At 69.6% G+C, this 19,626-nt stretch carries 20 protein-coding genes; 11 read left to right on the top strand and 9 right to left on the bottom strand.

What is annotated here, in order from left to right:
- Positions 1-132 precede the first annotated feature (132 nt).
- Entirely contained in the window at positions 133-804 is a 672-nt protein-coding gene (locus HJG52_RS12260) for a DsbA family oxidoreductase (protein ID WP_171243841.1), read from the top strand.
- A 20-nt stretch (positions 805-824) separates the two neighbouring features.
- Here the strand turns inward: HJG52_RS12260 and HJG52_RS12255 are convergent, their stop codons facing one another.
- On the bottom strand, positions 825-1,346 hold the full coding sequence (locus HJG52_RS12255) for an O-acetyl-ADP-ribose deacetylase (protein WP_171243840.1): 522 nt from the start codon (positions 1,344-1,346) through the stop codon (positions 825-827).
- Positions 1,347-1,547: 201 nt separating this feature from the next.
- Positions 1,548-2,675, bottom strand: coding sequence for a calcium:cation antiporter (locus tag HJG52_RS12250; RefSeq protein ID WP_171243839.1), 1,128 nt, complete (start codon positions 2,673-2,675; stop codon positions 1,548-1,550).
- Positions 2,676-2,805: 130 nt separating this feature from the next.
- On the opposite strand from HJG52_RS12250, the gene HJG52_RS12245 reads away from it, so the two are divergent.
- Complete coding sequence (locus tag HJG52_RS12245) at positions 2,806-3,660, top strand: DUF1028 domain-containing protein (RefSeq protein ID WP_171243838.1); 855 nt, start codon at positions 2,806-2,808, stop codon at positions 3,658-3,660.
- 157 nt (positions 3,661-3,817) lie between these two features.
- Here the strand turns inward: HJG52_RS12245 and HJG52_RS12240 are convergent, their stop codons facing one another.
- The 3 genes from HJG52_RS12240 to HJG52_RS12230 all read right to left on the bottom strand — a co-directional run bounded on the left by HJG52_RS12240 (position 3,818) and on the right by HJG52_RS12230 (position 7,651).
- A complete protein-coding gene (locus HJG52_RS12240) occupies positions 3,818-4,330 on the bottom strand; it encodes a PLDc N-terminal domain-containing protein (RefSeq protein WP_206070535.1) in 513 nt (170 codons plus the stop codon).
- 79 nt (positions 4,331-4,409) lie between these two features.
- Complete coding sequence (locus tag HJG52_RS12235) at positions 4,410-6,149, bottom strand: glycoside hydrolase family 13 protein (RefSeq protein ID WP_171243836.1); 1,740 nt, start codon at positions 6,147-6,149, stop codon at positions 4,410-4,412.
- Between the two features lie 74 nt (positions 6,150-6,223).
- On the bottom strand, positions 6,224-7,651 hold the full coding sequence (locus HJG52_RS12230; RefSeq protein ID WP_171243835.1) for an HNH endonuclease signature motif containing protein: 1,428 nt from the start codon (positions 7,649-7,651) through the stop codon (positions 6,224-6,226).
- 328 nt (positions 7,652-7,979) lie between these two features.
- Between HJG52_RS12230 and HJG52_RS12225 the strand changes: the two genes are divergently transcribed.
- Positions 7,980-8,543 (top strand): hypothetical protein, encoded by a 564-nt coding sequence (locus tag HJG52_RS12225; protein WP_171243834.1) that lies wholly within the window; start codon positions 7,980-7,982, stop codon positions 8,541-8,543.
- Between the two features lie 80 nt (positions 8,544-8,623).
- On the opposite strand, the gene HJG52_RS12220 is transcribed toward HJG52_RS12225, so the two are convergent.
- Positions 8,624-9,202 carry a TMEM165/GDT1 family protein gene (locus HJG52_RS12220; RefSeq protein ID WP_171243833.1) on the bottom strand — a complete coding sequence of 193 codons (579 nt, stop codon included), beginning with the start codon at positions 9,200-9,202 and terminating at the stop codon, positions 8,624-8,626.
- Positions 9,203-9,406: 204 nt separating this feature from the next.
- The gene (locus tag HJG52_RS12215) at positions 9,407-9,646 is read right to left on the bottom strand and encodes a hypothetical protein (protein ID WP_171243832.1); all 240 of its coding nucleotides are present in this window, start codon (positions 9,644-9,646) and stop codon (positions 9,407-9,409) included.
- Between the two features lie 259 nt (positions 9,647-9,905).
- Here HJG52_RS12215 and map point away from each other — a divergent pair, with 259 nt between their 5' ends.
- Complete coding sequence (map, locus tag HJG52_RS12210) at positions 9,906-10,676, top strand: type I methionyl aminopeptidase (RefSeq protein ID WP_171243831.1); 771 nt, start codon at positions 9,906-9,908, stop codon at positions 10,674-10,676.
- Positions 10,677-10,715: 39 nt separating this feature from the next.
- Here the strand turns inward: map and HJG52_RS12205 are convergent, their stop codons facing one another.
- Complete coding sequence (locus HJG52_RS12205) at positions 10,716-11,378, bottom strand: GntR family transcriptional regulator (protein ID WP_240978011.1); 663 nt, start codon at positions 11,376-11,378, stop codon at positions 10,716-10,718.
- Positions 11,379-11,546: 168 nt separating this feature from the next.
- On the opposite strand from HJG52_RS12205, the gene HJG52_RS12200 reads away from it, so the two are divergent.
- The 5 genes from HJG52_RS12200 to HJG52_RS12180 are packed head-to-tail and all read left to right on the top strand — an operon-like array spanning position 11,547 to position 16,544.
- Entirely contained in the window at positions 11,547-12,944 is a 1,398-nt protein-coding gene (locus HJG52_RS12200) for an MFS transporter (RefSeq protein WP_171243829.1), read from the top strand.
- Complete coding sequence (locus HJG52_RS12195) at positions 12,944-13,828, top strand: transketolase (RefSeq protein ID WP_171243828.1); 885 nt, start codon at positions 12,944-12,946, stop codon at positions 13,826-13,828. Before HJG52_RS12200 ends, HJG52_RS12195 begins: the two co-directional genes overlap by 1 nt.
- Complete coding sequence (locus HJG52_RS12190; RefSeq protein WP_171243827.1) at positions 13,825-14,865, top strand: transketolase family protein; 1,041 nt, start codon at positions 13,825-13,827, stop codon at positions 14,863-14,865. The genes HJG52_RS12195 and HJG52_RS12190 overlap by 4 nt, the downstream gene beginning before the upstream one ends.
- Positions 14,866-14,913: 48 nt before the next feature.
- Positions 14,914-15,690 (top strand): SDR family NAD(P)-dependent oxidoreductase, encoded by a 777-nt coding sequence (locus tag HJG52_RS12185; RefSeq protein ID WP_171243826.1) that lies wholly within the window; start codon positions 14,914-14,916, stop codon positions 15,688-15,690.
- A gap of 20 nt (positions 15,691-15,710) precedes the next feature.
- The gene (locus tag HJG52_RS12180; protein WP_171243825.1) at positions 15,711-16,544 is read left to right on the top strand and encodes a sugar phosphate isomerase/epimerase family protein; all 834 of its coding nucleotides are present in this window, start codon (positions 15,711-15,713) and stop codon (positions 16,542-16,544) included.
- Positions 16,545-16,585: 41 nt separating this feature from the next.
- Here the strand turns inward: HJG52_RS12180 and HJG52_RS12175 are convergent, their stop codons facing one another.
- Entirely contained in the window at positions 16,586-17,341 is a 756-nt protein-coding gene (locus HJG52_RS12175) for an IclR family transcriptional regulator (RefSeq protein WP_171243824.1), read from the bottom strand.
- 179 nt (positions 17,342-17,520) lie between these two features.
- On the opposite strand from HJG52_RS12175, the gene HJG52_RS12170 reads away from it, so the two are divergent.
- Together HJG52_RS12170 and HJG52_RS12165 are read left to right on the top strand one after the other, a co-directional pair.
- Positions 17,521-18,036, top strand: a complete 516-nt coding sequence (locus HJG52_RS12170) for a tripartite tricarboxylate transporter TctB family protein (RefSeq protein WP_171243823.1) — start codon at positions 17,521-17,523, stop codon at positions 18,034-18,036.
- Position 18,037: 1 nt separating this feature from the next.
- The gene (locus tag HJG52_RS12165) at positions 18,038-19,540 is read left to right on the top strand and encodes a tripartite tricarboxylate transporter permease (protein ID WP_171243822.1); all 1,503 of its coding nucleotides are present in this window, start codon (positions 18,038-18,040) and stop codon (positions 19,538-19,540) included.
- The last annotated feature ends 86 nt before the right edge of the window (positions 19,541-19,626 follow it).

Raw genomic sequence — 19,626 nt, 5'->3', positions numbered from 1 at the left:
TCGTCCCAGCCGCCCGACGCCCGGTGGCATGCGCCTGCGGGCGGCCCCCGGTGACCACGGGCGGACACGGGCGGCCACGGCCGGACACGGGCGACCACGGCGAGGGCGCGCGAGCCGTGTTTGGATGGGTACATGGCTGCAGTGGAGATCGATGTCTGGGCCGACGTGGTCTGTCCGTGGTGCTTCATCGGCAAGCACCGGCTCGAGCAGGCGATTGCCGAGAGCGCGCTACCGGCCGAGGTGAGCGTCACCTACCACGCGTTCGAGCTCGACCCCGACGCTCCGCGCGGCGACGGCACGACGGTGCTGGGCTGGCTGGCCGAGCGCTACGGCACCGACCTCGACGGTGCCCGCGAGCTGGCCGAACGCCCCGCGACCCTCGCCCGCCCCGACGGCATCGTCATCGACGTCGACAAGCAGCTGCGGGCCAGCTCCTTCGATGCGCACCGCATCATCGCGCTCGGTCTCGAGCAGGGCGGTCCGGCGCTGCAGGCCGCCGTGCTCGAACGGCTCTACGTCGCGCACTTCACCGAGGGCAAGCCGATCGACGACATCGAGACGTTGCAACGACTCGGCACCGAGGCCGGCCTCGACGGTGGCCGGTTGGCGGAGGTGCTGGCCGGTGACGAGTTCGCTGAGCACGTGCGGGCCGACGAGCGCGCGGCCCGCGAGATCGGGATCAGCTCGGTGCCGTTCTACATGGGCAACCGCAAGGTCGCGCTGTCCGGCGCCCACTCTGCCGAGGTCATCGGCCAGCTCATCACCGCCGCGCAGGAGGACGACCCCGCCCGGTCGCGTGCCTGAGGCCGACCCATGGGTCGCTGTCAGGCACTCAACGCGCGCTCGAACGCCGTGAGGGTCCGCTCCCCGAAGAGCACGAACCGGACGAGCTCCACCTCGTCGTGTGTTGCCGTCCAGTCGCGTACCGTCTCGACGGCGATCCGCGCGACCTCGTCGGCGTCCCACCCGTAGGCGCCGGCACTCACGGCCGGGAACGCCACCGACCGCGCACCCACCTCGGCGGCGACCTCGAGCGAGCGGCGGAACGCCGACGCCAGCAGCTCGGGGTCGGTCTGGCCGCGGTGCCGGTTGGGTCCGACGGTGTGGATCACCCAGCGCGCGGGGAGATCGCCGGCTCCCGTCGCGACCGCGTCGCCGACGTCGAGACCGTCGCGATGGGTGGTCTTGCGCAGACGGCGGCACTCCTCGAGCAGGCGCGGCCCGGCGGCCTGGTGGATCGCCCCGTCCACCCCGCCGCCCCCGAGCAGCGTCGAGTTGGCCGCGTTGACGATCGCGTCGACCTGCTGGGTGGTGAGGTCTCCGTCCACTGCCTCGATCGTCGCCATGCCTCCACCGTATGCCGCGTGCCCGGCTCCGCGACCGCCGTCGCCTGCCGCGCCTGCACTTGTTGCCGGTGGCTCGGCACCGGGCAGCGATCAGGCGCGCGCATGCCGAGTGGTTGGCAACGAGTCGCGGGCGTGACGGGGCAGACGGTGGTCGACGCAGCTGGTGCGGTGGGGCCGCGTGGTGAGCACGCGGCATACCGGTCAGGGGTTGATGGCGAGGAACACGAAGGCCGCGAGCAGCACGAGGTGCACCCCGCCCTGGAGGCGGGTCGCGCGGCCCGGGACGACGGTGAGGACGCTGACGACGACGGTGAGCGCGAGCAGCACCATCTGGGTCGGGCCGAGACCGAGGTTGAGCGGGCCGTCGAGCCAGATCGAGGCGATGGCGATGGCGGGGACGGTGAGACCGATGCTGGCCATGGCGGAGCCGAGGCCGAGGTTGAGGCTGATCTGGATGCGGTCGCGGCGGGCCGCGTTGACCGCGGCGATCGTCTCGGGCAGCAGCACCAACAGGGCGATCACGACACCGACGAAGGACTGTGGGAAGCCGGCCGCCGCGACGGCGTCCTCGATCGCGGGTGACTCGACCTTGGCGAGTCCGACCACGGCGACGAGCGACACGAGGAGGAGCACCAGGCTGGTGATCGTCTCGCGGTTGGTGGGGGGTTCGGCGTGCTCGTCGGCCTTGAGGGGGCGGCCGTCGGGGCTGACGGGCAGGAAGAAGTCGCGGTGGCGGCGGGTCTGCGTCGACACGAACATCGCGTAGAGCGCCAGCGAGGAGATCGCCGCGAACACCAGCTGTGGCGTGGAGAACTCCGGTCCGGGCTCGCTGGTCGTGAACGTCGGGACGACCATGGTCATCACGGCCAGCGCCGTCACGGTGGCGAGGGCGGCGCCCGTGCCCTCGGCGTTGAACGCCACGAGGCCGTGGCGAAGCGAGCCGGTCAGCAACGAGATGCCGACGATGCCGTTGATGGTGATCATCACGGCGGCGAAGACTGTGTCGCGCGCCAGGGTCGAGGTCTCCGAGCCGCCGGAGATCATCAGGGTCACGATGAGCGCGACCTCGATGATGGTGACCGCGACGGCCAGGACGAGCGAACCGTAGGGCTCGCCGACACGGTGGGCGACGACCTCGGCGTGGTGGACCGCGGCAAGGACCGCACCGGCGAGGGCGATGGCGACGAGGACGACCGGGACGATGCCCAGGTCGTAGCTGCCCCAGGTGATGGCCAACAGCACCAACGCGATCAGGGGCGCGATGGTGGTCCAGGTGAGGTAGGTCTTGAGGGTCGGCTGGGAGCTGGGGCTGGTCGTTTTCGCGGCCATGTCTCATTCTCCCAGACTCGTGCGGGTGTTCGTGTCGTCGTCCATGGCGGCTGGAGGGGCGTGCCTACACTCGCGTCATGGATTGCGGTGTGGGGAGCGGGAACTGGGCGGGTCACGGGGTGAGCTGCGGATGACGTTCTCGATCGTGGCCCGGGACGGTGAGGCGTTCGGGGTCGCGGTGGCGAGCAAGTTCCCCTTTGTCGGCGCGGTCGTGCCGGAGGTGCGGCTCGGGCTGGGAGCCGTTGCGACGCAGGCGTTGGCGAAGGTCGGGTACAAGGCGACGGCGCTCGATGCGCTCTCCGGCGGCGGTGACGCAGGGGATGCCGTGGCCGCGTGCACGGAACCGGATGACGAACGAGACGACCGTCAGCTCGGTGTCGTCGGCGTGGCCTCGCAGGCGACGTGGACCGGGTCGCGGTGCCTCCCGTGGGCCGGCGGCATCGCGCGGCCGGAGACCCGCGACGGAGTGGTCACCGGCGGCTACGCGATCCAGGGCAACATCCTCGTCGGACCCGAGGTCGTCGAGTCGATGGAGCGTGCGTGGCTCGCGTCGGCGGGCCGTCCGTTCGCGGACCGGCTCCTCGCCGCCCTGCTGGCCGGAGACGACGCAGGCGGCGACTCCCGCGGGCGCCAGGGTGCAGCCCTGTATGCCGTGTCGCCGGGTGCCGGTTACGACCGATCGGGGGTGCTCGCCGACATCCGGATCGACGACCACCCGCAGGCTCCGCGTGAGCTCGCCCGGCTCGTGGGGCTCAATGCCCTGCTGTTCGGTGCACCCGAGGAGGTGCAGCCGCTCGAGGGCCCGCTCGGCACGGAGGTCGGGCAGCGGCTGGCTGCTCTCGGCTTCACCGGCGACCCGCTGGTGGTGGCGCTTGAGGCGTGGGCGTCGCGGGAGAACTACGAGTCGCGGCTGTCACCCAACGGCATCGACGCCCGGGTGCTGGCCGCACTGCGCGAAGCCACCTCTGACGCGGCCGAGCCGTGACCCGGTTCTGGGCGCAAGTGGGCGGGTGAGAGGGGGAGGCGCGGTGCTCCCGTCTGGCCGTTGCGTCTGCGTGAGTGGTGGCCATGGCAACCGTTCACGCAGACGCAAGCCCGCGGCATACCCATGGCTTGGTATGCCGCGAGCGTGAGGTGACGGGTCAGGCGTCGTCGCCGTCCGGCTGGGGCGCATCCGGGTCGGGCCCGGTTGTCGTGCCGGGTGAACGGCGCTCCTGCAGCTCGCGTTCGCGGGCCTGGCGCGCCGCGCGCTCCCGCTCCACCGCCTCCCGCTCCAGCCTTTCGCGTTCTGCCCGCTGCCGTTTCGCCTCAGCCGTCTGTGCCTCGGCGCGTTCGCGCACCTTGCGCAGGAACTCCGCGTCGTCGTCGGGGTTGGCTGCCTGGTAGCGGCCGGGTCGGTCGTACTCGGGGAACCCCGGGTCGTTCTGACGACCCCGATTTCCCTTGTAGGGCAGGCCTTGTGACGAGCTGCTCTCGGGTCGCCCGGCGACGAGCCACGCGACCGCACCGACCACCGACGTGACCAGCACGACGAACACCCAGGTGCCCTTGGACAGGTTCCGGATGCGGGACTCGTCGGTCATGATCACGTCCAGCAGGCAGTAGATCCACAGCGCGGTGCCGAGGATCCCCAGTCCAAGCTCTGCCCTGATCACACTCGGCAGAGTGGCACAGGAGCGTCGGCCGCGAGGGCGGTTTCGACCAACTCGGCCCGCCGCGCCGGTCGATGTCAGCTTAGCGGCGCAGGATGCGGGCCTCCCACGGGCGCAGCGTCGAGGTGGGTTCGGCATCGCCGAGGTTGCCCAGCACCAGCTCGGCGTCCTCCCACCCGGAGACGTCGGGCACGTCGTCGCTCGTGACCTCGAGGTCATTGGACGAGAAGTTGGCGAGCACCATCAGCTCGGTGCCCTCGTACGACCTGGTGAACGCATAGAGCGTCGGGTGGTCGGCGGCGAGCATGGTGAAGTCGCCTTGTGCCACAACGGGTTCGGTGTGTCGCAGCTCGATCAGGCGACGGTAGTGGTGGAAGACCGAGTCGTCATCGGCGAGCTCGTCGGCGGCGTTGATCTGCGGGTAGTTGGGGTTGACCGGTGACCACGGCACTCCGGTCGTGAACCCGGCCTGCTGGCTGTCGTCCCACTGCATGGGCGAGCGGGCGTTGTCGCGGCTGCCGAGCCGCAGGTTGGCCAGCACCTCTTGCGGGTCGGCGCCGGCCTCGGTCGCGGTTCGGTAGTAGTTGACCGACTCGACGTCGAGGAACGCACCCGCATCGGCGAAGGGCATGTTCGTCATCCCGAGTTCCTCACCCTGGTAGACGTACGGGGTGCCGCGGTGCAGGTGCAGCACGGTGCCGAGCAGCTTGGCGGATGCCACGCGGTGCTCGGGGTCGTCCGACCCGAACCGGGACACGGCCCGCGGCTGGTCATGGTTGTTCCAGTAGAGCGAGTTCCACCCCGTCTCGGCGAGCGCGGCCTGCCACCGCCCGAAGGACGCCTTGAGGTCGCGCAGGTCGATGCGCCTGCGGTCCCACTTGTGCTCGCCCCGGTCGAGGTCGACGTGCTCGAACTGGAAGATCATGTCGACCTCGTGCCGCTGCGGGTCGGTGAAGAGGACGGCCTGCTCGACGGTCGCGTTCGGCATCTCGCCGACGGTGAGGTACTTCTGCTCGCGGCCCTCGAAAACCTCGCGGTGCATCTCCTGGAGGAACTCGTGGATGCGTGGCCCGGCGATGAAGTGGGGGCTGCCGTCACCGAGGATGCTGCCGGGTTTGGGCGGTCCGTCCGCGAGGTCACCGGTCTGGGACACGTCCTTGGAGATCATGTTGATGACGTCCATCCGGAACCCGTCGATGCCCCGGTCGAGCCACCAGCGCATCATCGCGTAGACCGCCTGCCGCACCTCGTCGTTCTCCCAGTTGAGGTCGGGCTGCTTGCGGGTGAACAGGTGCAGGTAGTACTCGCCGGTCTCGCGGTCGAGCTCCCACGCCGGCCCGCTGAAGAACGACTCCCAGTTGGTCGGCTCGGCGCCCGGGGTCCCGGCTTCGAAGCCTTCCCGCGGCGCCCGCCACCAGTACCAGTCGCGCTTCGGGTTGTCCTTGCTCGAGCGTGACTCCACGAACCACGGGTGCTCGTCGGACGTGTGGTTGACGACGAGGTCCATGACGATGCGTATGCCGCGGGCGTGCGCCTGCTCGATCAGCTCGTCGACGTCGGCGAGCGTCCCGAAGACGGGGTCGATTTCCTCGTAATCGCTGATGTCGTAGCCGTTGTCGTCCTGCGGGCTGCGGTAGATGGGGGAGAGCCAGAGCACGTCGATGCCGAGCGTCTTGAGGTAGTCGAGCCGGTCGATGATGCCGCGCACGTCGCCGATGCCGTCACCGTTGCTGTCCTGGAAGCTGCGCGGATAGATCTGGTAGACGACCGCCTCGCGGAACCACTGCTCATCGGTGGGGGGCGGGGTCGTGGTCTGGCTCATGGGGTGCAGTCTTTCGGCGTTGCCGACCCGGCCGCAACGGGGACCACGGGGCAGGTGTCCCGTTGGTTCTCCGGTCAGGTTCGGAGTCGGTAGGTGAGGTGTTTGCGGCCGTCGTGATCGGTGGCGATGGTGTGGGTGTAGTCGGGGTCGTGGGTGCGTTGGTGGTGGTGGGCGCAAAGGGGGATTGCTTTGTCTTGGTTGGTGTGTCCGCCTAGTGCCCAGGGGTCCTCGTGGTGGAGCTCGGCCCAGGCGGAGGGTCGGTCGCAGCCGTCGGCGGCGCAGGTCTCGTAGTTGAGGATGGTCGCGACTCGTTGGGCTTCGGTGAAGAGGCGGTGGGTGCGGCCGAGGTCGAGGACCTGCGAGGTGCCGCCCAGGACCGCGGGCAGGATTCCGGCGTTGCAGGCGATGCGGCGGGCTGCCGAGGCGGAGATGTCGTGGCCGGTGTCGAGGCCGACGGCGCGGACGTCGTGGGTGAGTTGGTCGCGGTCGAGTTTGACGACGATGGTGGCGGCGACCTTGCCGGACAGGTGGTCGGTGGGCAGGTGTTCGAGGAGTTCGACGAAGGCTTGCCCGTACTTCTGGTCCCAGGTGAGTCCTTCGGCGCGGTACCGGGCCCATACTTCCCGTTGCACCGCTTCGTGCGCTGCCTGCTTCTCCTGGCCCGGGGTGATCTGGCCGCCGCTCTCACCCGTGCCGTCGTCACCGGTGCTGGTGCTGCCGGTCGGGTTGCCGATCGCGGTGGTGGCGAGCAGTTCGGCCTTGGCGTCCTGGGCGGCGCGCTGGGCGAAGCGGCGGGGTGAGGCCATTTGTTGGATGACTTTGCGCAGGATCGATCCGGCCAGGACGGGGACGGTGAAGTGTCCGGTGACGGTGCCGTCGTCGTTGTCGGTCATCACCAGCCGGGTGGCGCGCATCGCGGCTTTTTCTTGGGCGCGCAGGACTCCGTCTTCGTGGGTGTCGATCTCGAGCTGGGTGCGGTTGGCCTCGGTGAGGGCTCGCCTGCCTTCTTTGGCGAGACGGCCGGGGTCGACGTGCGCGGCCTTGGCGACCATGCGTTGTTCGATGCTGGCCCGTTGCTCGGGGGTGATGCCGGGTGGGAGCTGTTCGGCGGTGCGAGCGATGACGCGGGCGTGCGCGGGGCTGAGGTCACCACGTGCCAGCGCGTCCTTGGTCACCGGCAACCCGTCATCCAACGCGGTGGCGAGCTTGACGTCGCGGGCGGCCTCGGCGCCGTCGCCGCGGGTGCGGGACGCGAGCCAGGCGGCGGTGCCGGTGTGGCCGGTGCGGTTGGCAACCCTCGCGCGGTCCAAAACCCCGATCGCGGCCAGCCGGATCGCCTGCAACCGGGCCACGGCTCGGTCGGTGTCTGCGATGACCGCAGCGGCGGCACCCACTGCCAACGCCTGCGGGGAACCGGTGCGATCCAGCACCGCGAGCACTTCCCGCACCCCGGCGTCGGCACCCAGAAGGGGTGCTGCTGGGAGTGCGGGTGCGATGGCCATGGTCCACCCTAAACGAACATCAGTTCGAATATCAAGCGGTGGTTGCATGCAATGTCGTCCACTGGATCCAGCCCTGGTCGCGTCGATCCGGCCCTCGCCCAGAGTCGCCGTGCCAGGCAGGCGCGCAACAACAGACCCGTCCGTCGGCCTCGCCGTCCCGCCGGTCCCGTGACCCCTCATCAGCAGGCGGCGCCGCTCCACGAGCAGCGCCGCCGTTACGCCTGAGCTCGCTGCAAACTTTGGCCCGTTGGCCGGATACCCCAGCATCTCGGCCATGCCGAACGCCATCCGTTGCCCGTCACAGATCCCGCCCGCCAGCCTCGACACCATGTCCACCACAGCGTCCACCCCCACGACCCACCAGACCTCCCGCTGGTCGCTCACCTGGCCGGCCCTGGCAGGCGCACTCGTCGGCGGCGCCACGGCATTTGGGGCAACCGGCAACGACGTCGCGCCCGTCGTCGCCGCCTCGGGCTTCGTCTACCTCACCGCCGCCGCGCTCGGTCGCCGTGGGGCCGCCTGGCCCGCCTTCCTCGTCACCTTCGTCCTCATCGGCGTCGCCAAGGCCGTCGACGGGTTCGACCCGACGATCGTCATGCTGGGCCTGGCGATCGTCCTCGCGGGCATCGGTTTCGCCCAGAACCGGGACCGTCCGGCGTGGGGCCTTCCCCTGCAGTCGGCAGCCATGCTCGCCACTGGAGCCATCGCCCTGTGGGCGGCCGACGCCCACCCGACGCTGGCCGCAATCCTTGTCGCCGCAGGGCTTTTCGCGCACGCGGCGTGGGATGCCCACCACCTCCGCACAGGCCGGGTGGTCGTGCCGTCGATGGCCCGCTTCTGCCTGGTCCTCGACGTGGTCGCCGGCGCGCTCGTCCTCCTCGCGCTCGCCTGACCACCAAACGCAGGTATGCCGCCTCGTCACCGAGGCGACGCGCGTCGTCGCCGCGACCACGCGGCATACCGAAAAAAGCGTCAGCGCGAGGCGAGGCCCTGCCAGATGAGGATGACACCGAAGATGAAGAAGGCGACGGCGGCCCCGATCTTGATGACCTTCTCGGGCAGCCGCTTGCCGAGGACCGCGCCGACCACGATGGCCAGCGCGTCGGCGGCGACCATGCCGAGGGTGCTGCCGATCCAGGTGCCGAGCCAGCCCTCCTTGGTGGCGAGGGTGATGGTGGCGAGCATCGTCTTGTCGCCGAGCTCGGCGAGGAAGAACGCGACACCGACGGCGAGTATGGCCGCGCCCTTGCTGCGCTTGGCCTTCTGGGCCTCCTCGTCGGTGAGCTCGTCACCGCGCAGGGTCCAGGCACCGAAGATGAGGAACGCGACACCGGCGATGATGCTGATGATCCACTGGCTGTCGGCGAACGCGCCTCCGACGAGCCGACCGATGGCGACCGACCCGAGGTGCACGATCGCGGTCGCGGCGGTGATGCCGAGCAGCACGTCTCGGGCCTTGTACCTCGTGGCGAAAGTCATCGCCATCAGCTGGCTCTTGTCGCCGAGCTCGGCGACGAAGATGACAGCCGTGCTGAGCAGGAATGCGTACAACGGGCTCTCCTAGCCGCCCGGCCGAGGAGAGCGCCGGAGTGGACGTCCCTTCGACCAGGCACGTCCAAAAACGGGTCGTGTCAACTGGTCGAAAGTCTCGTCCGCCACCTGGGTGGCTCGCCGCACCGGACCCGGGGGTCAGTGTGTCGACACGGCGATTGGGGACTACTCCCTTTCAGGGAAAACGGTAGCGGGCCCGGCGGCTCAGGTGCCAATCGGTGCCGGGGACTGGACCATGCGGGCGGCCTTGGCGCGGCGTGCGCGGGCGCGTTTCAGATACTCCTCGAAGGTGATCCGGCCGAGGGTGCGGTCGATGAGGTCCTCGACCTCCTCGCGGCCGGGAGCGCGGCCATCGGGGTGGGCGGCGAGGGCGTGGACGACGATCTTGCGGGTGCGGGGGTCGAGCTCGTCGAGGAGCTCGGCATGGTCGGCCAGCGGCGGCATGACGGCGAAGGTAGTGGCGCCCGGGCGCGCCGTTTGGTTGTGCACCGCAACACCGGCCGAACGGACGATACGGGTCAAAACCCTTCGTCCACCCGCATCTGCGTCCAGTTGGTTAGGCCTTGCCCGGGCGACGAGACAGGGGTATGCCGCGTGGCCGGCTCCGCGTGCGGGCTCACCTCGCGTGGGTGGCTGGGGCCCGTCTCGCCGGTGATGTCGTCGGTGATTCGATTTCGCCCACGGTTGGGTGTGTGATGTCGCCATGATCGAGATCCTCAACGCGAGCGAGCTGGCGCGTGCCCGGGAGACCGGTGCGCTGGTGGCCGGGATCCTCCAGTCGCTCAAGGCCCGAGCCGTCGTGGGCACCAACCTGCTCGACATCGACGACTGGGCCAAGGCGATGATCCGTGAGGCCGGGGCGGTTTCGTGCTACGTCGACTACGAGCCGTCGTTCGGGCGCGGCCCGTTCGGCCACTACATCTGCACGTCCGTCAACGACGCGGTGCTGCACGGCCTGCCGCACGACTACGCGATCGCCGACGGTGACCTGGTGTCGCTCGACCTCGCTGTGTCGCTCGACGGGATCGTCGCCGACTCGGCGATCAGCTTCGTGGTGGGGGAGTCGCAGCCGGCCCAGAGCTTGGCGCTGATCGAGGCAACGCAGAAGGCGCTGGCCGCGGGGATCGCGTCCGCGCGACCAGACGCCCGGATCGGAGACCTGTCGCACGCGATCGGGGAAGTCCTTGTGGCGCAAGGGTATTCGGTCAACACCCAGTTCGGCGGTCACGGCGTGGGCTCGACGATGCACCAGGACCCGCACGTCGCGAACGCCGGCCGGCCGGGTCGCGGTTACCGGCTCCAGCCGGGCCTGTTGCTGGCACTCGAGCCGTGGGTCATGGCCGACACCGACGAGCTGGTGACCGACGACGACGGCTGGACCCTGCGCAGCGCGACGGGGTCACTCACGGCACACAGCGAGCACACGATCGCCATCACCGAGGACGGCGCCGAGGTGCTCACCCTGCCGCGCTGACGGCATACCTCTGTGGCGGTCGGCAAGCCGCGGCGAAGGTCAGCGAGCGCGTTCGGCGGCGTCCGACTCGGCCATCTGGCTCCAGACCTCGGCGGCGGTCGCCATGTGCGCGGCCAGCACGCCTCGCGCTTTCTCCGGGTCGCCGGTGCGCATGGCGTCGATGATGGGTTGGTGGTGGCTCTTGCTCATGAGGCTGCTCGAGCCCTGGTCGGGGGCGGCCAGCACGGAGATGCGCATCAGGTCCTTGATGCTCGTCCACATCTGGAGCAGGGTCGCGTTGCCCGACAGCCGGCACAGCGCCTCGTGGAAGCCGAGGTCGCGCTCGAAGCGCTCGGCGTAGGTCATGTCGGCTGTGGCTTCGGGCAGCTGGGCCTCGAGCTCGTCGATCACGGCGGCGGGGTCATCCGAGGCGAGGATCGTCGCGACGGCCTGCCCCTCGAGCGCTGAGCGCACGTCGTAGAGCTCGACGGTCTGGGGCCCGGTGAGCCGGCGGACGTGCAGGCTGCTGCGCTCGCTGCCTTCGAGGAGGCCGCTGTTGTGGAGCGTTCGCAGCGCCTCCCGGACGGTGCCGCGGCTCACGCCGAACTGGGCTGCGAGCTCGACCTCGGCCAGCTTCTCCCCGGGGGCGAAGGTGCCGTCGAGGATCGCCACGCGGAGCTGCTCGAGCACCTGCTCGCGCAGGGTGCGGTTGACGATTGTCATTGCCACGAGATGTGCCCCTTGATGTGCGTCCGGAACGGCCGTCGGCGCGACCTGCCCAATTGTCCGTCGTCCAGATGTTGGTCGTCAACTCTTGACTGTCAGCAGTCAACTGTTAACAATTGCTGGACGCCGCACACTGGAGTGCGGCCTCGAAGGAAGGCACACGCCATGACCACCTCGACCCCCACCACCGGGCTGCGGATGCGCGGCCCCGTGCACGGCACCGGAGACCAGACGCGGGTGGTGTTCGGTTCCACCGCCGGCGCGGTCATCGAGGCCTACGACTTCATCGGCTTCGGCACTGCGGCGGCCCTCTACTTCGGGACCGTCTTCTTCCCCAACGAGGACCCGCTCATGGGCACGCTGGCCTCGTTCGCCACTTTGGGCGTCGGCTTCATCGCCCGCCCCCTCGGTGGCATCATCGGCGGCCACCTCGGCGACCGCATCGGCCGCAAGCCGGTCCTCGTCGCCTCCCTCATCATCATGGGCCTGGCGACCGTCCTCATCGGCTGCCTGCCGACGTACGCCCACGTCGGGGTGCTGGCTCCGGCGCTGCTCGTGACGATCCGGATCATCCAGGGCCTGGCCTACGGCGCGGAGTGGGGCGGGGCGATCCTCATGACCTACGAACACGCCCCGTGGCTGAGGCGCGGCAAGTTCACCGGCATGGTCCAGGCCGGGTTCCCCGTGGGGCTGCTGCTGGCCAACCTCGCCTTCCTCGGATCGGTGCAGCTTCCGGACGACTGGGCCTGGCGGGTGCCGTTCCTGTTCAGCGCCGTCTTGGTCATCGTCGGCCTCGTCGTCCGGTCGAAGGTGCCCGAGTCGCCCGTCTTCGAAGAGGTCAAGGACTCCGGGCAGCTCGTCCAGAACCCGATCAAGCAGGTCCTGCGCGACGACTGGCGCAACATCCTGCGCGGCATCGGGCTGCGCGTCGCGGAGACCGCCGGCTACGCGATCTCGATCACCTACATGATCAGCTACCTGCACAGCAACGACCTCGCCAACTCGGCGCAGACCATCCTCGCGCTGTGCATCGCGTCGGCCATCGGCATCGTCGCGACGTTCGGGTGGGGCGCCCTCACCGACCGCATCGGCCGCCGGCCGCTCTACCTGTGGGTGACGATCTTCAACTGCGCGTGGGCCATCCCCATGTTCCTCCTCGCGAACACCGGGCTCTTCGTCGCGGTGGTCCTGACCGTCGTCGTGAGCTACTGCATCAGCCAGAACGCTCTCGCCGGCGCACAGGGGGCGTGGTTCCCCGAGCTGTTCCAGGCCAACACCCGCAGCTCCGGCGCCTCTCTCGCATACCAGGTCTCGGCCATGGTCTCCGGCCTCACGCCGTTCCTCACGACCTTGCTCTACATGGCCTTCGGCTGGCTCGGTCCGGCCTTGCTGTTTCTGGCCTACTCCGCCGTCGGCCTGGTGGCGACCCTCGTCACCCGTGAGACCTGGGGGCCTGCCGAGCGACGAGAGGCGCAGCGCATCTCTGATGCGACTCCGCCGACGCATGGCGGCCACCGCCAGGGCTCGACCACCTCACCGCACACCGCAGGAGTGATGCACTGATGACCACCGTCGAAGAGCACCGGACCACCGTCGAGCGCGAGCGCCACGCCCGGGTCGCCGACGCGGCATACGAGATCCGCATGGGTGTCCTCGAGCAGGGAGAGGCGCAGGGCGAAGGCTATGTCGGCCAGGCGCTCGGCATCGCGGACGTGCTCGCGGCCGTCTACTGCGACAAGCTCAAGTATCGGGCCGATGACCCCGAGTGGGAGGGACGCGACCGCTTCCTCCTCTCGATCGGCCACTACGCACTGGCTTCGTATGCCGCGTTGGCGGCTGCCGGGGTCATCCCCCGGGAGGAGCTCCAGACGTATGCCGCGGACGGCTCGCGCCTGCCCATGTCCGGCATGAAGACGTACACACCGGGGATGGAGATCTCCGGTGGGTCGCTGGGGCACGGCTTGGGTCAGGCGGTCGGCATGGCACTGGGTCTGCGGGTGCAGGGGCGCGACGACCAGCTCGTCTACAACCTGCTGTCCGATGGAGAGCTCAACGAGGGTTCCACGTGGGAAGCAGCCATGTCGGCCTCGCACTGGCAGCTGGGCAACCTCATCGCACTCGTCGACCTCAACGGGCTGCAGGCCGACGGTCGCACCGACGACGTCCTGCGGCTCGAACCGCAGGAGGAACGGTGGGCGTCGTTCGGTTGGGACGTCCAGCGCGTCGACGGAAACGACCTCGAGGCCGTGCTCGCCGCGCTCGACCATGTCACGGAAACCGCTGCGGCACAGGGAGTTCCGAAGGTGATCCTCTGCGACACCCGCCTCGCGAACGGTGTCCCGGTGCTCGAGGCCAAGGACAAGCTCCACTTCCTGCGGGTCGCTGCCGAGGAGTGGCCGATCGCCAAGGAACAGCTCACCGCCGGACACCGGGAGGCCCAGTCATGACCGCCACCACCACAACCACCACGGCCGACGCCACGACCTCGGCTGCGCCCGAGGCCGTGCCCGTCAAGCGTTCTGCCGCCATGATCGCCTCCATTGCCGACCCGGGAGTGCCGACGACCTCGGCGCCGTTCGGGCACGCACTGGCGGCCCTCGGCGAGCGCGACCAGCGCGTCGTCGGTCTCACGGCCGACCTGTCGAAGTACACCGACATGCACGTCTTCGCGGCGGCCCACCCCGAGCGCTACTTCGAGATGGGCATGGCCGAGCAGCTCATGGTCGGTGCGGCCGCCGGCATGGCAGCGGTCGGGCTGGTGCCGTTCGCGACGACCTACTCGGTCTTCGCGACGCGGCGGGCCTACGACTTCCTGTGCCTCGACGCGGCCGAGCCACGGCTCAACGTCAACATCGTCGCGGCCCTGCCCGGGCTGACCACGGGCTACGGCCCGTCGCACCAAGCCACCGAGGACGTCGCCATCCTGCGCGGCATGCCGGACCTCACGATCTTCGACCCGGCCGACGCGCTCGACGTGGAGGCGATCGTGCCCGCCGCGGCCGCGCTCGAGGGGCCGACGTATACCCGGCTGTTGCGTGGGCAGGTCCCGCGCATCCTCGACCGGTACGACTACACGTTCGAGGTCGGCAAGGCCAAGGTGGTCCGCCCTGGCGACGACGCGGTCATCGTGTCGTCCGGGCTGATGACGATGCGGGCGCTGCTCGCCGCCGACACGCTGTCCGCGGACCACAGCGTCGAGCTGTCGGTCGTGCACTGCGCGACCCTCAAGCCGTTCGACGAGGCGACGGTCGTGGCGCAGCTCGACACCGACCGGACGGCCTTCACCGCCGAGAACCACACGGTCGTGGGCGGCCTGTTCGAAACAGTGGCCGGCGCCTTGGTGCGGCGTGGAATCGCCAAGCAGGTCAACCCGATCGGGCTCCCGGACGAGTTCCTCGATGCCGGGGCGCTGCCCACCCTGCACGACAAGTACGGCCTGTCCACGCAGTCGGTCGTAGACCGGGTCCTGGGCGCGCTGCGCTGACCCGACACCCCACTCGTCCCGTCCCACCCCACAGCAAGGATCATCGTCATGGGTTTCAACACAGGAGTCGGCACCCGGACTGCCGTCGTCACGGGTGCCTCGTCGCTCAAGGGAATCGGCTTCCACACCGGTCTCCGTTTCGCTCGCGAGGGCTGGGCGGTGGCGCTGCTCGACATCAACGAGCGCGGCCTCGAGCAAGCGAAAGCCGCACTGCTGCAAGAGGTTCCGGATGCGCAGGCGGCGACCTACGTCATCGACGTCACGGACCCGGACGCGGTCAACCGGGTAGCCGAGGCCGTCGCCGCCTCCGACCTTCCGCCGGTGGGCGCTCTGTGCAACATCGCCGGCATACCGAGCCCGTCGTCGTTCTTCGACCTCAAGCTGCCCGAGTGGGAACGGGTGATGGCGGTGAACCTCACCGCGCCGTTCCTCTTGAGTCAGGCCTTCGTGCCGCAGATGATCAAGGGCGGCTACGGTCGCGTGGTCAACATGTCGTCGGTCACCGCTCAGCACGGCGGTGGCGTCTTCTCCAAGACGTCGTATGCCGCGGCGAAAGCGGGCGTGCTCGGCCTCACCCGAGGCATGGCGCGCGAGCTCGCCGAGCACGGCATCACGGTGAACGCGGTGGCTCCCGGTGTGGTGGACACCGACATCCGGGTCGGCAGCGACGAGGAGACCGAGCAGGCGCTGGCCGCTGCGGTCCCGTTGCGGCGGCAGGCACGGCCGGAGGAGATCGCCGCGCTGTTCGTCTGGTTGTCCTGCGAGGACTCGGGCTACATCACGGGAATCACGCACAGCATCAACGGCGGCACCTACATCGCTTGAGGGCGAGGGGAAGGGGAGCCATGTCCGTACGTGGGCCAGAGGTCGTCGGCGTCTCGACGATCACGTTCCGCCACCGTCCGTTGGACGAGGCACTGCAGCTCATCGCGGCACTGGGCGCGGTCGAAACGGAGCTCGGGGCCATACCCGATGTCGTCGACCACGTGCCGGTGCCCTTCGACGGGAACGTGGATCCGTATCTGGCGCTGCTGCGGGGGCACGGGTTGCGTGCCGGGGCGGTGAATGCGGACATCGGTGACATCAACGACCCCGACTACGACCGGGAGGCGCTGCGAGTCCGCGCGGAACCCCTGTTGCGGCTCGCCGCGGCAACGGGTGGCTCCCTCATCGTCAACTGCGGACGGCAGAGCTGGGAAGACTTCGTCGACGAGGAGGCCGACCTTGCGGCGGTCGGGGAGAACCTCACGTTTCTCGGGGCGCTCAGTGCCGGTCGCGGGGTCAGGCTGCTGGTCGAGGTGCTGCACCACCGCCGGTGGATTCACACGACGGCTCGCGCCGACCAGCTGCTCGCCATGGTGGACCCCTCGGTCTTCGGTCTGGTCCTCGACACCGCCCACCTCGGTGCTTCGGAGGAGGACGTCGTCGCCTGGGCGGCAGCCCACGCGGACCGGGTCGAGCGGGTGCACCTGCGAGACGCGGTCCCGGGCGACCTCAACGTCGGTATCGGACGGGGCACGGTTGACTTCGCCGGTGTCATCCGCGCCCTCGAGAGCCGGGGGTTCACCGGCTCCTACATCCTCGAGCTGGAGACCCACGACGTCGAGGAAGCGGACCGTGAGGCGGACGCCCTGCGCAGTCGGCAGCTCGTCACCGCAATGCTGGAGCAGGCGGGCTGAGAGCGGTGGGACCCGGACCGGTGTCCGTGCCGCTGACCGAGCTACAGGCGACGGCTGAGCTGGTCGGCGGCGTTGCGGACGGTGATCGCCAAGGCCTTGAGGCGGTCTTCCGAGACCGACTCGTCGGTGCCGGCCACCTGCACGGCCGCGGTGACCGCGCCGTCACGGTCGTGGACGGCCGCGGCGACCGACCGACCGCCGATGATGCGCTCGTCGGTGGAGACGGCGATGCCGCTGCCCCGGATCTCGTCCAGCTCGGCCGTGAAGTCTTCGCCGGTCATCTCGCGACCACCGGCGGTCACGAACGGCGCCACCCGCGACAAGAGCTCGTCGCGGTCGGCGTCGGACAGGTGGGCGGCCAGGATCTTGCCGGCGCCCAGGTGGAGGGGAAGCCGTTCGCCGATGGGCAGCTCGTAGCGCAGCGGGTTTGAGCCCTCGACCCGGGCGATGACGGCGCGGCTGTAGCCGGTGCGCACGAACACCGACGACGTCAGCCCGGTCTCGCTGGCGAGGTCCTGCAGGACCGGGCGTGCGGCCGCGACGAGGGGACTGGTCGTGAGGTAGGCGTGCGCGCCGAAGAGCAGGCCGACCCCGGCGCGGTAGTGGGTCTCGTCGCGTTCCACCCGGCCGCGCGCCTCGAGGGCGTTGAGTATCCGCAGGGTCGTGGCGACGTGCAGGCCCGCCCGGCGGGCGATCTCGGTGAGGCGCAGGCCGCGGGGCGCGTCCTCGAGCACCTCGAGCACGTCGATGGCTCGGTCCAGTGACCGCATGTTGTTGCCCGGTTGCTTGTCGCTCATGACTTGTCCCTCACTCCGCGAGACCCTCCCTGACCTTGGTGCTGCCGTGCTCGACATTCTCACACGATGAGATTTCTTGTCGAACATTGCACTGAACCCTTGACGTGCGGGAGTGAAGCAGCGCACTCTGATGGCGCATTCAATGACAGAACATTTCATAGAATGAAAGCAGAGAATCAATGGAGACTCTCACCCGGACCGCGCCGACGGCCGACGCACCCGACGTTCAGGTGCGTCCGCTGGGCGCGTGGGCCACGCAGGCCGCGCTGGTGGCGGTCGGCGGCTATGTCGCGATCGCCTCGCGGAGCCTCGGCGTCTGGACCGAGGCCGGCCCGGGCCCCGGGTTCTTCCCCCTCGTGCTCGGCCTGTTCCTCGTCGTCCTGAGCCTCGTCTGGTTCGTGCAGACGCCGCGGCAGGTCGCGCCGGCCTCGGCGTCGCAGCGGACGTTGCTGCGCACCGGGGCGGTGACGATCGGCAGCCTGGTGCTCCTGGCAGCCGTGCTCAACGTCGTGGGCTTCCAGATCGCGATGTTCGCGTTCCTGCTGTTCCACCTGCGCCGCGGCCGGGTGCGCTGGCTGGCCTCGGTCATCATCGCGCTCGTCGGCAGCGTGGGCACGTTCCACCTCTTCGGTGACGTGCTGCTGGTGCCGCTCCCGCTGTCGAGCCTGCCGTTCCTCGGCGCGCTGGGGGTGTGACGTGGACGTTCTCAACGAGCTGATGAATGGCTTCGCCGCAGCCCTGACCCCCCAGAACCTGCTCTTCGCCCTCATCGGCTGCCTCGTCGGCACCCTCATCGGCGTGCTGCCAGGGGTCGGGCCGGTCGCCGGCGTCGCCCTCCTGATCCCGCTGACCCTCAACCTCGAGCCGACCAGCGCGATCATCATGTTGGCCGCGATCTTCTACGGCACGGCATACGGCGGCACCATCACCAGCGTCCTGCTGAACACACCTGGTGAGGCCGCGTCGGCGGTGACCACCATCGACGGCTACCAGATGACCAAGCAGGGCAGGGCCGGCGCCGCGCTCACCATCGCTGCCGTGGGCTCCTTCGTCGGCGGTGTCCTCGCCACCGTCGGCCTCGTGGTCGCGGCCAAACCGCTTGGGTCTCTCGGTCTCAAGATCGGCCCCCCGGAGTTCTTCGCGCTCATGGTCGTCGGCATCTCGCTGCTCGTCGCGCTGGCCGGCAAGAGCATGATCCGCGCGCTGATCTCAGGTGTTCTGGGTCTGCTCATCGCGATGGTCGGCATCGACCCCGTGGCTGGCGCGCCGCGCTTCACCTTCGGCAGCGATCGGCTGCTCGACGGCGTCAGCTTCGTCGCCGTGATCGTCGGCCTCTTCGGCCTCTCCGAGATCCTCATGTCCGCCATCGGCGAGCGGCCGGCGCACCCCCACGCCCCTGGGCTGCGGGCGCTCATGCCGAGCCGCACCGACTTCCGGCGCAGCACGCCCGCCATCGCGCGCGGCACCGGGATCGGCTTCGCGCTGGGCCTCATCCCGGGCATGACGGGCTCGGTGTCGTCCCTCCTGTCGTATGGCGCGGAGCGCAAGTTCTCCAAGCACCGTTCGGAGCTCGGGCACGGCGCCATCGAGGGTGTCGCCGGACCGGAGACCGCAAACAACGCCCACGCGAACGGCGCGCTGATTCCCTTGTTCACCCTGGGGATTCCCGCCTCTCCCACGATCGCCGTCCTCATGGGTGCGTTCCTCCAGCAGGGCCTCACCCCGGGGCCGACCCTGTTCAGCGAGCATGCCGAGATCGCCTGGGCGATCATCGCCAGCCTCTTCATCGGCAACGTGATCCTGCTGATCCTCAACGTGCCGCTGGTCAAGCTGTGGACCTCGATCCTGCGGATCCCGCCGGCCATCCTGACGCCGCTGATCATGCTGTTCCTCGTCGTCGGCTCGTACACGATCAACTACAGCGTCTTCGACGTGTTCGTGATGATCGCGTTCGGCGTGGTCGGCCTCGTCATGCGCCGCTTCGACATCCCGCTGGCGCCGCTGGTGCTGACCCTGGTCCTCGGCCCGCTGATGGAGCGCTCGCTGCGCGAGTCGCTCGACATCTCGCAGGGCAGCTTCTCGATCTTCCTCACGCGCCCGATCACGGTGGTGCTGCTCGCGATCGGGATCTTCATCGCGGTCAGCCCGCTGCTGCGGTTGCGCAAGCCGGCCGCCCTCGACGAAGACCCGGAGACCTGAGCCATGCCAACCCCCGTGCCAACCCCCACCACCGACCCCCGGGGCGCCGCCCCGGAACCCAGCCACCCGGCATACCCCCACCACCA

Source organism: Knoellia koreensis (genome assembly GCF_013041615.1).
Classification (GTDB): Bacteria; Actinomycetota; Actinomycetes; order Actinomycetales; family Dermatophilaceae; genus Pedococcus; species Pedococcus koreensis.
The sequence above is the reverse complement of the archived record's forward strand: the minus strand, read 5'-3'. Positions and strand labels throughout refer to the sequence as shown.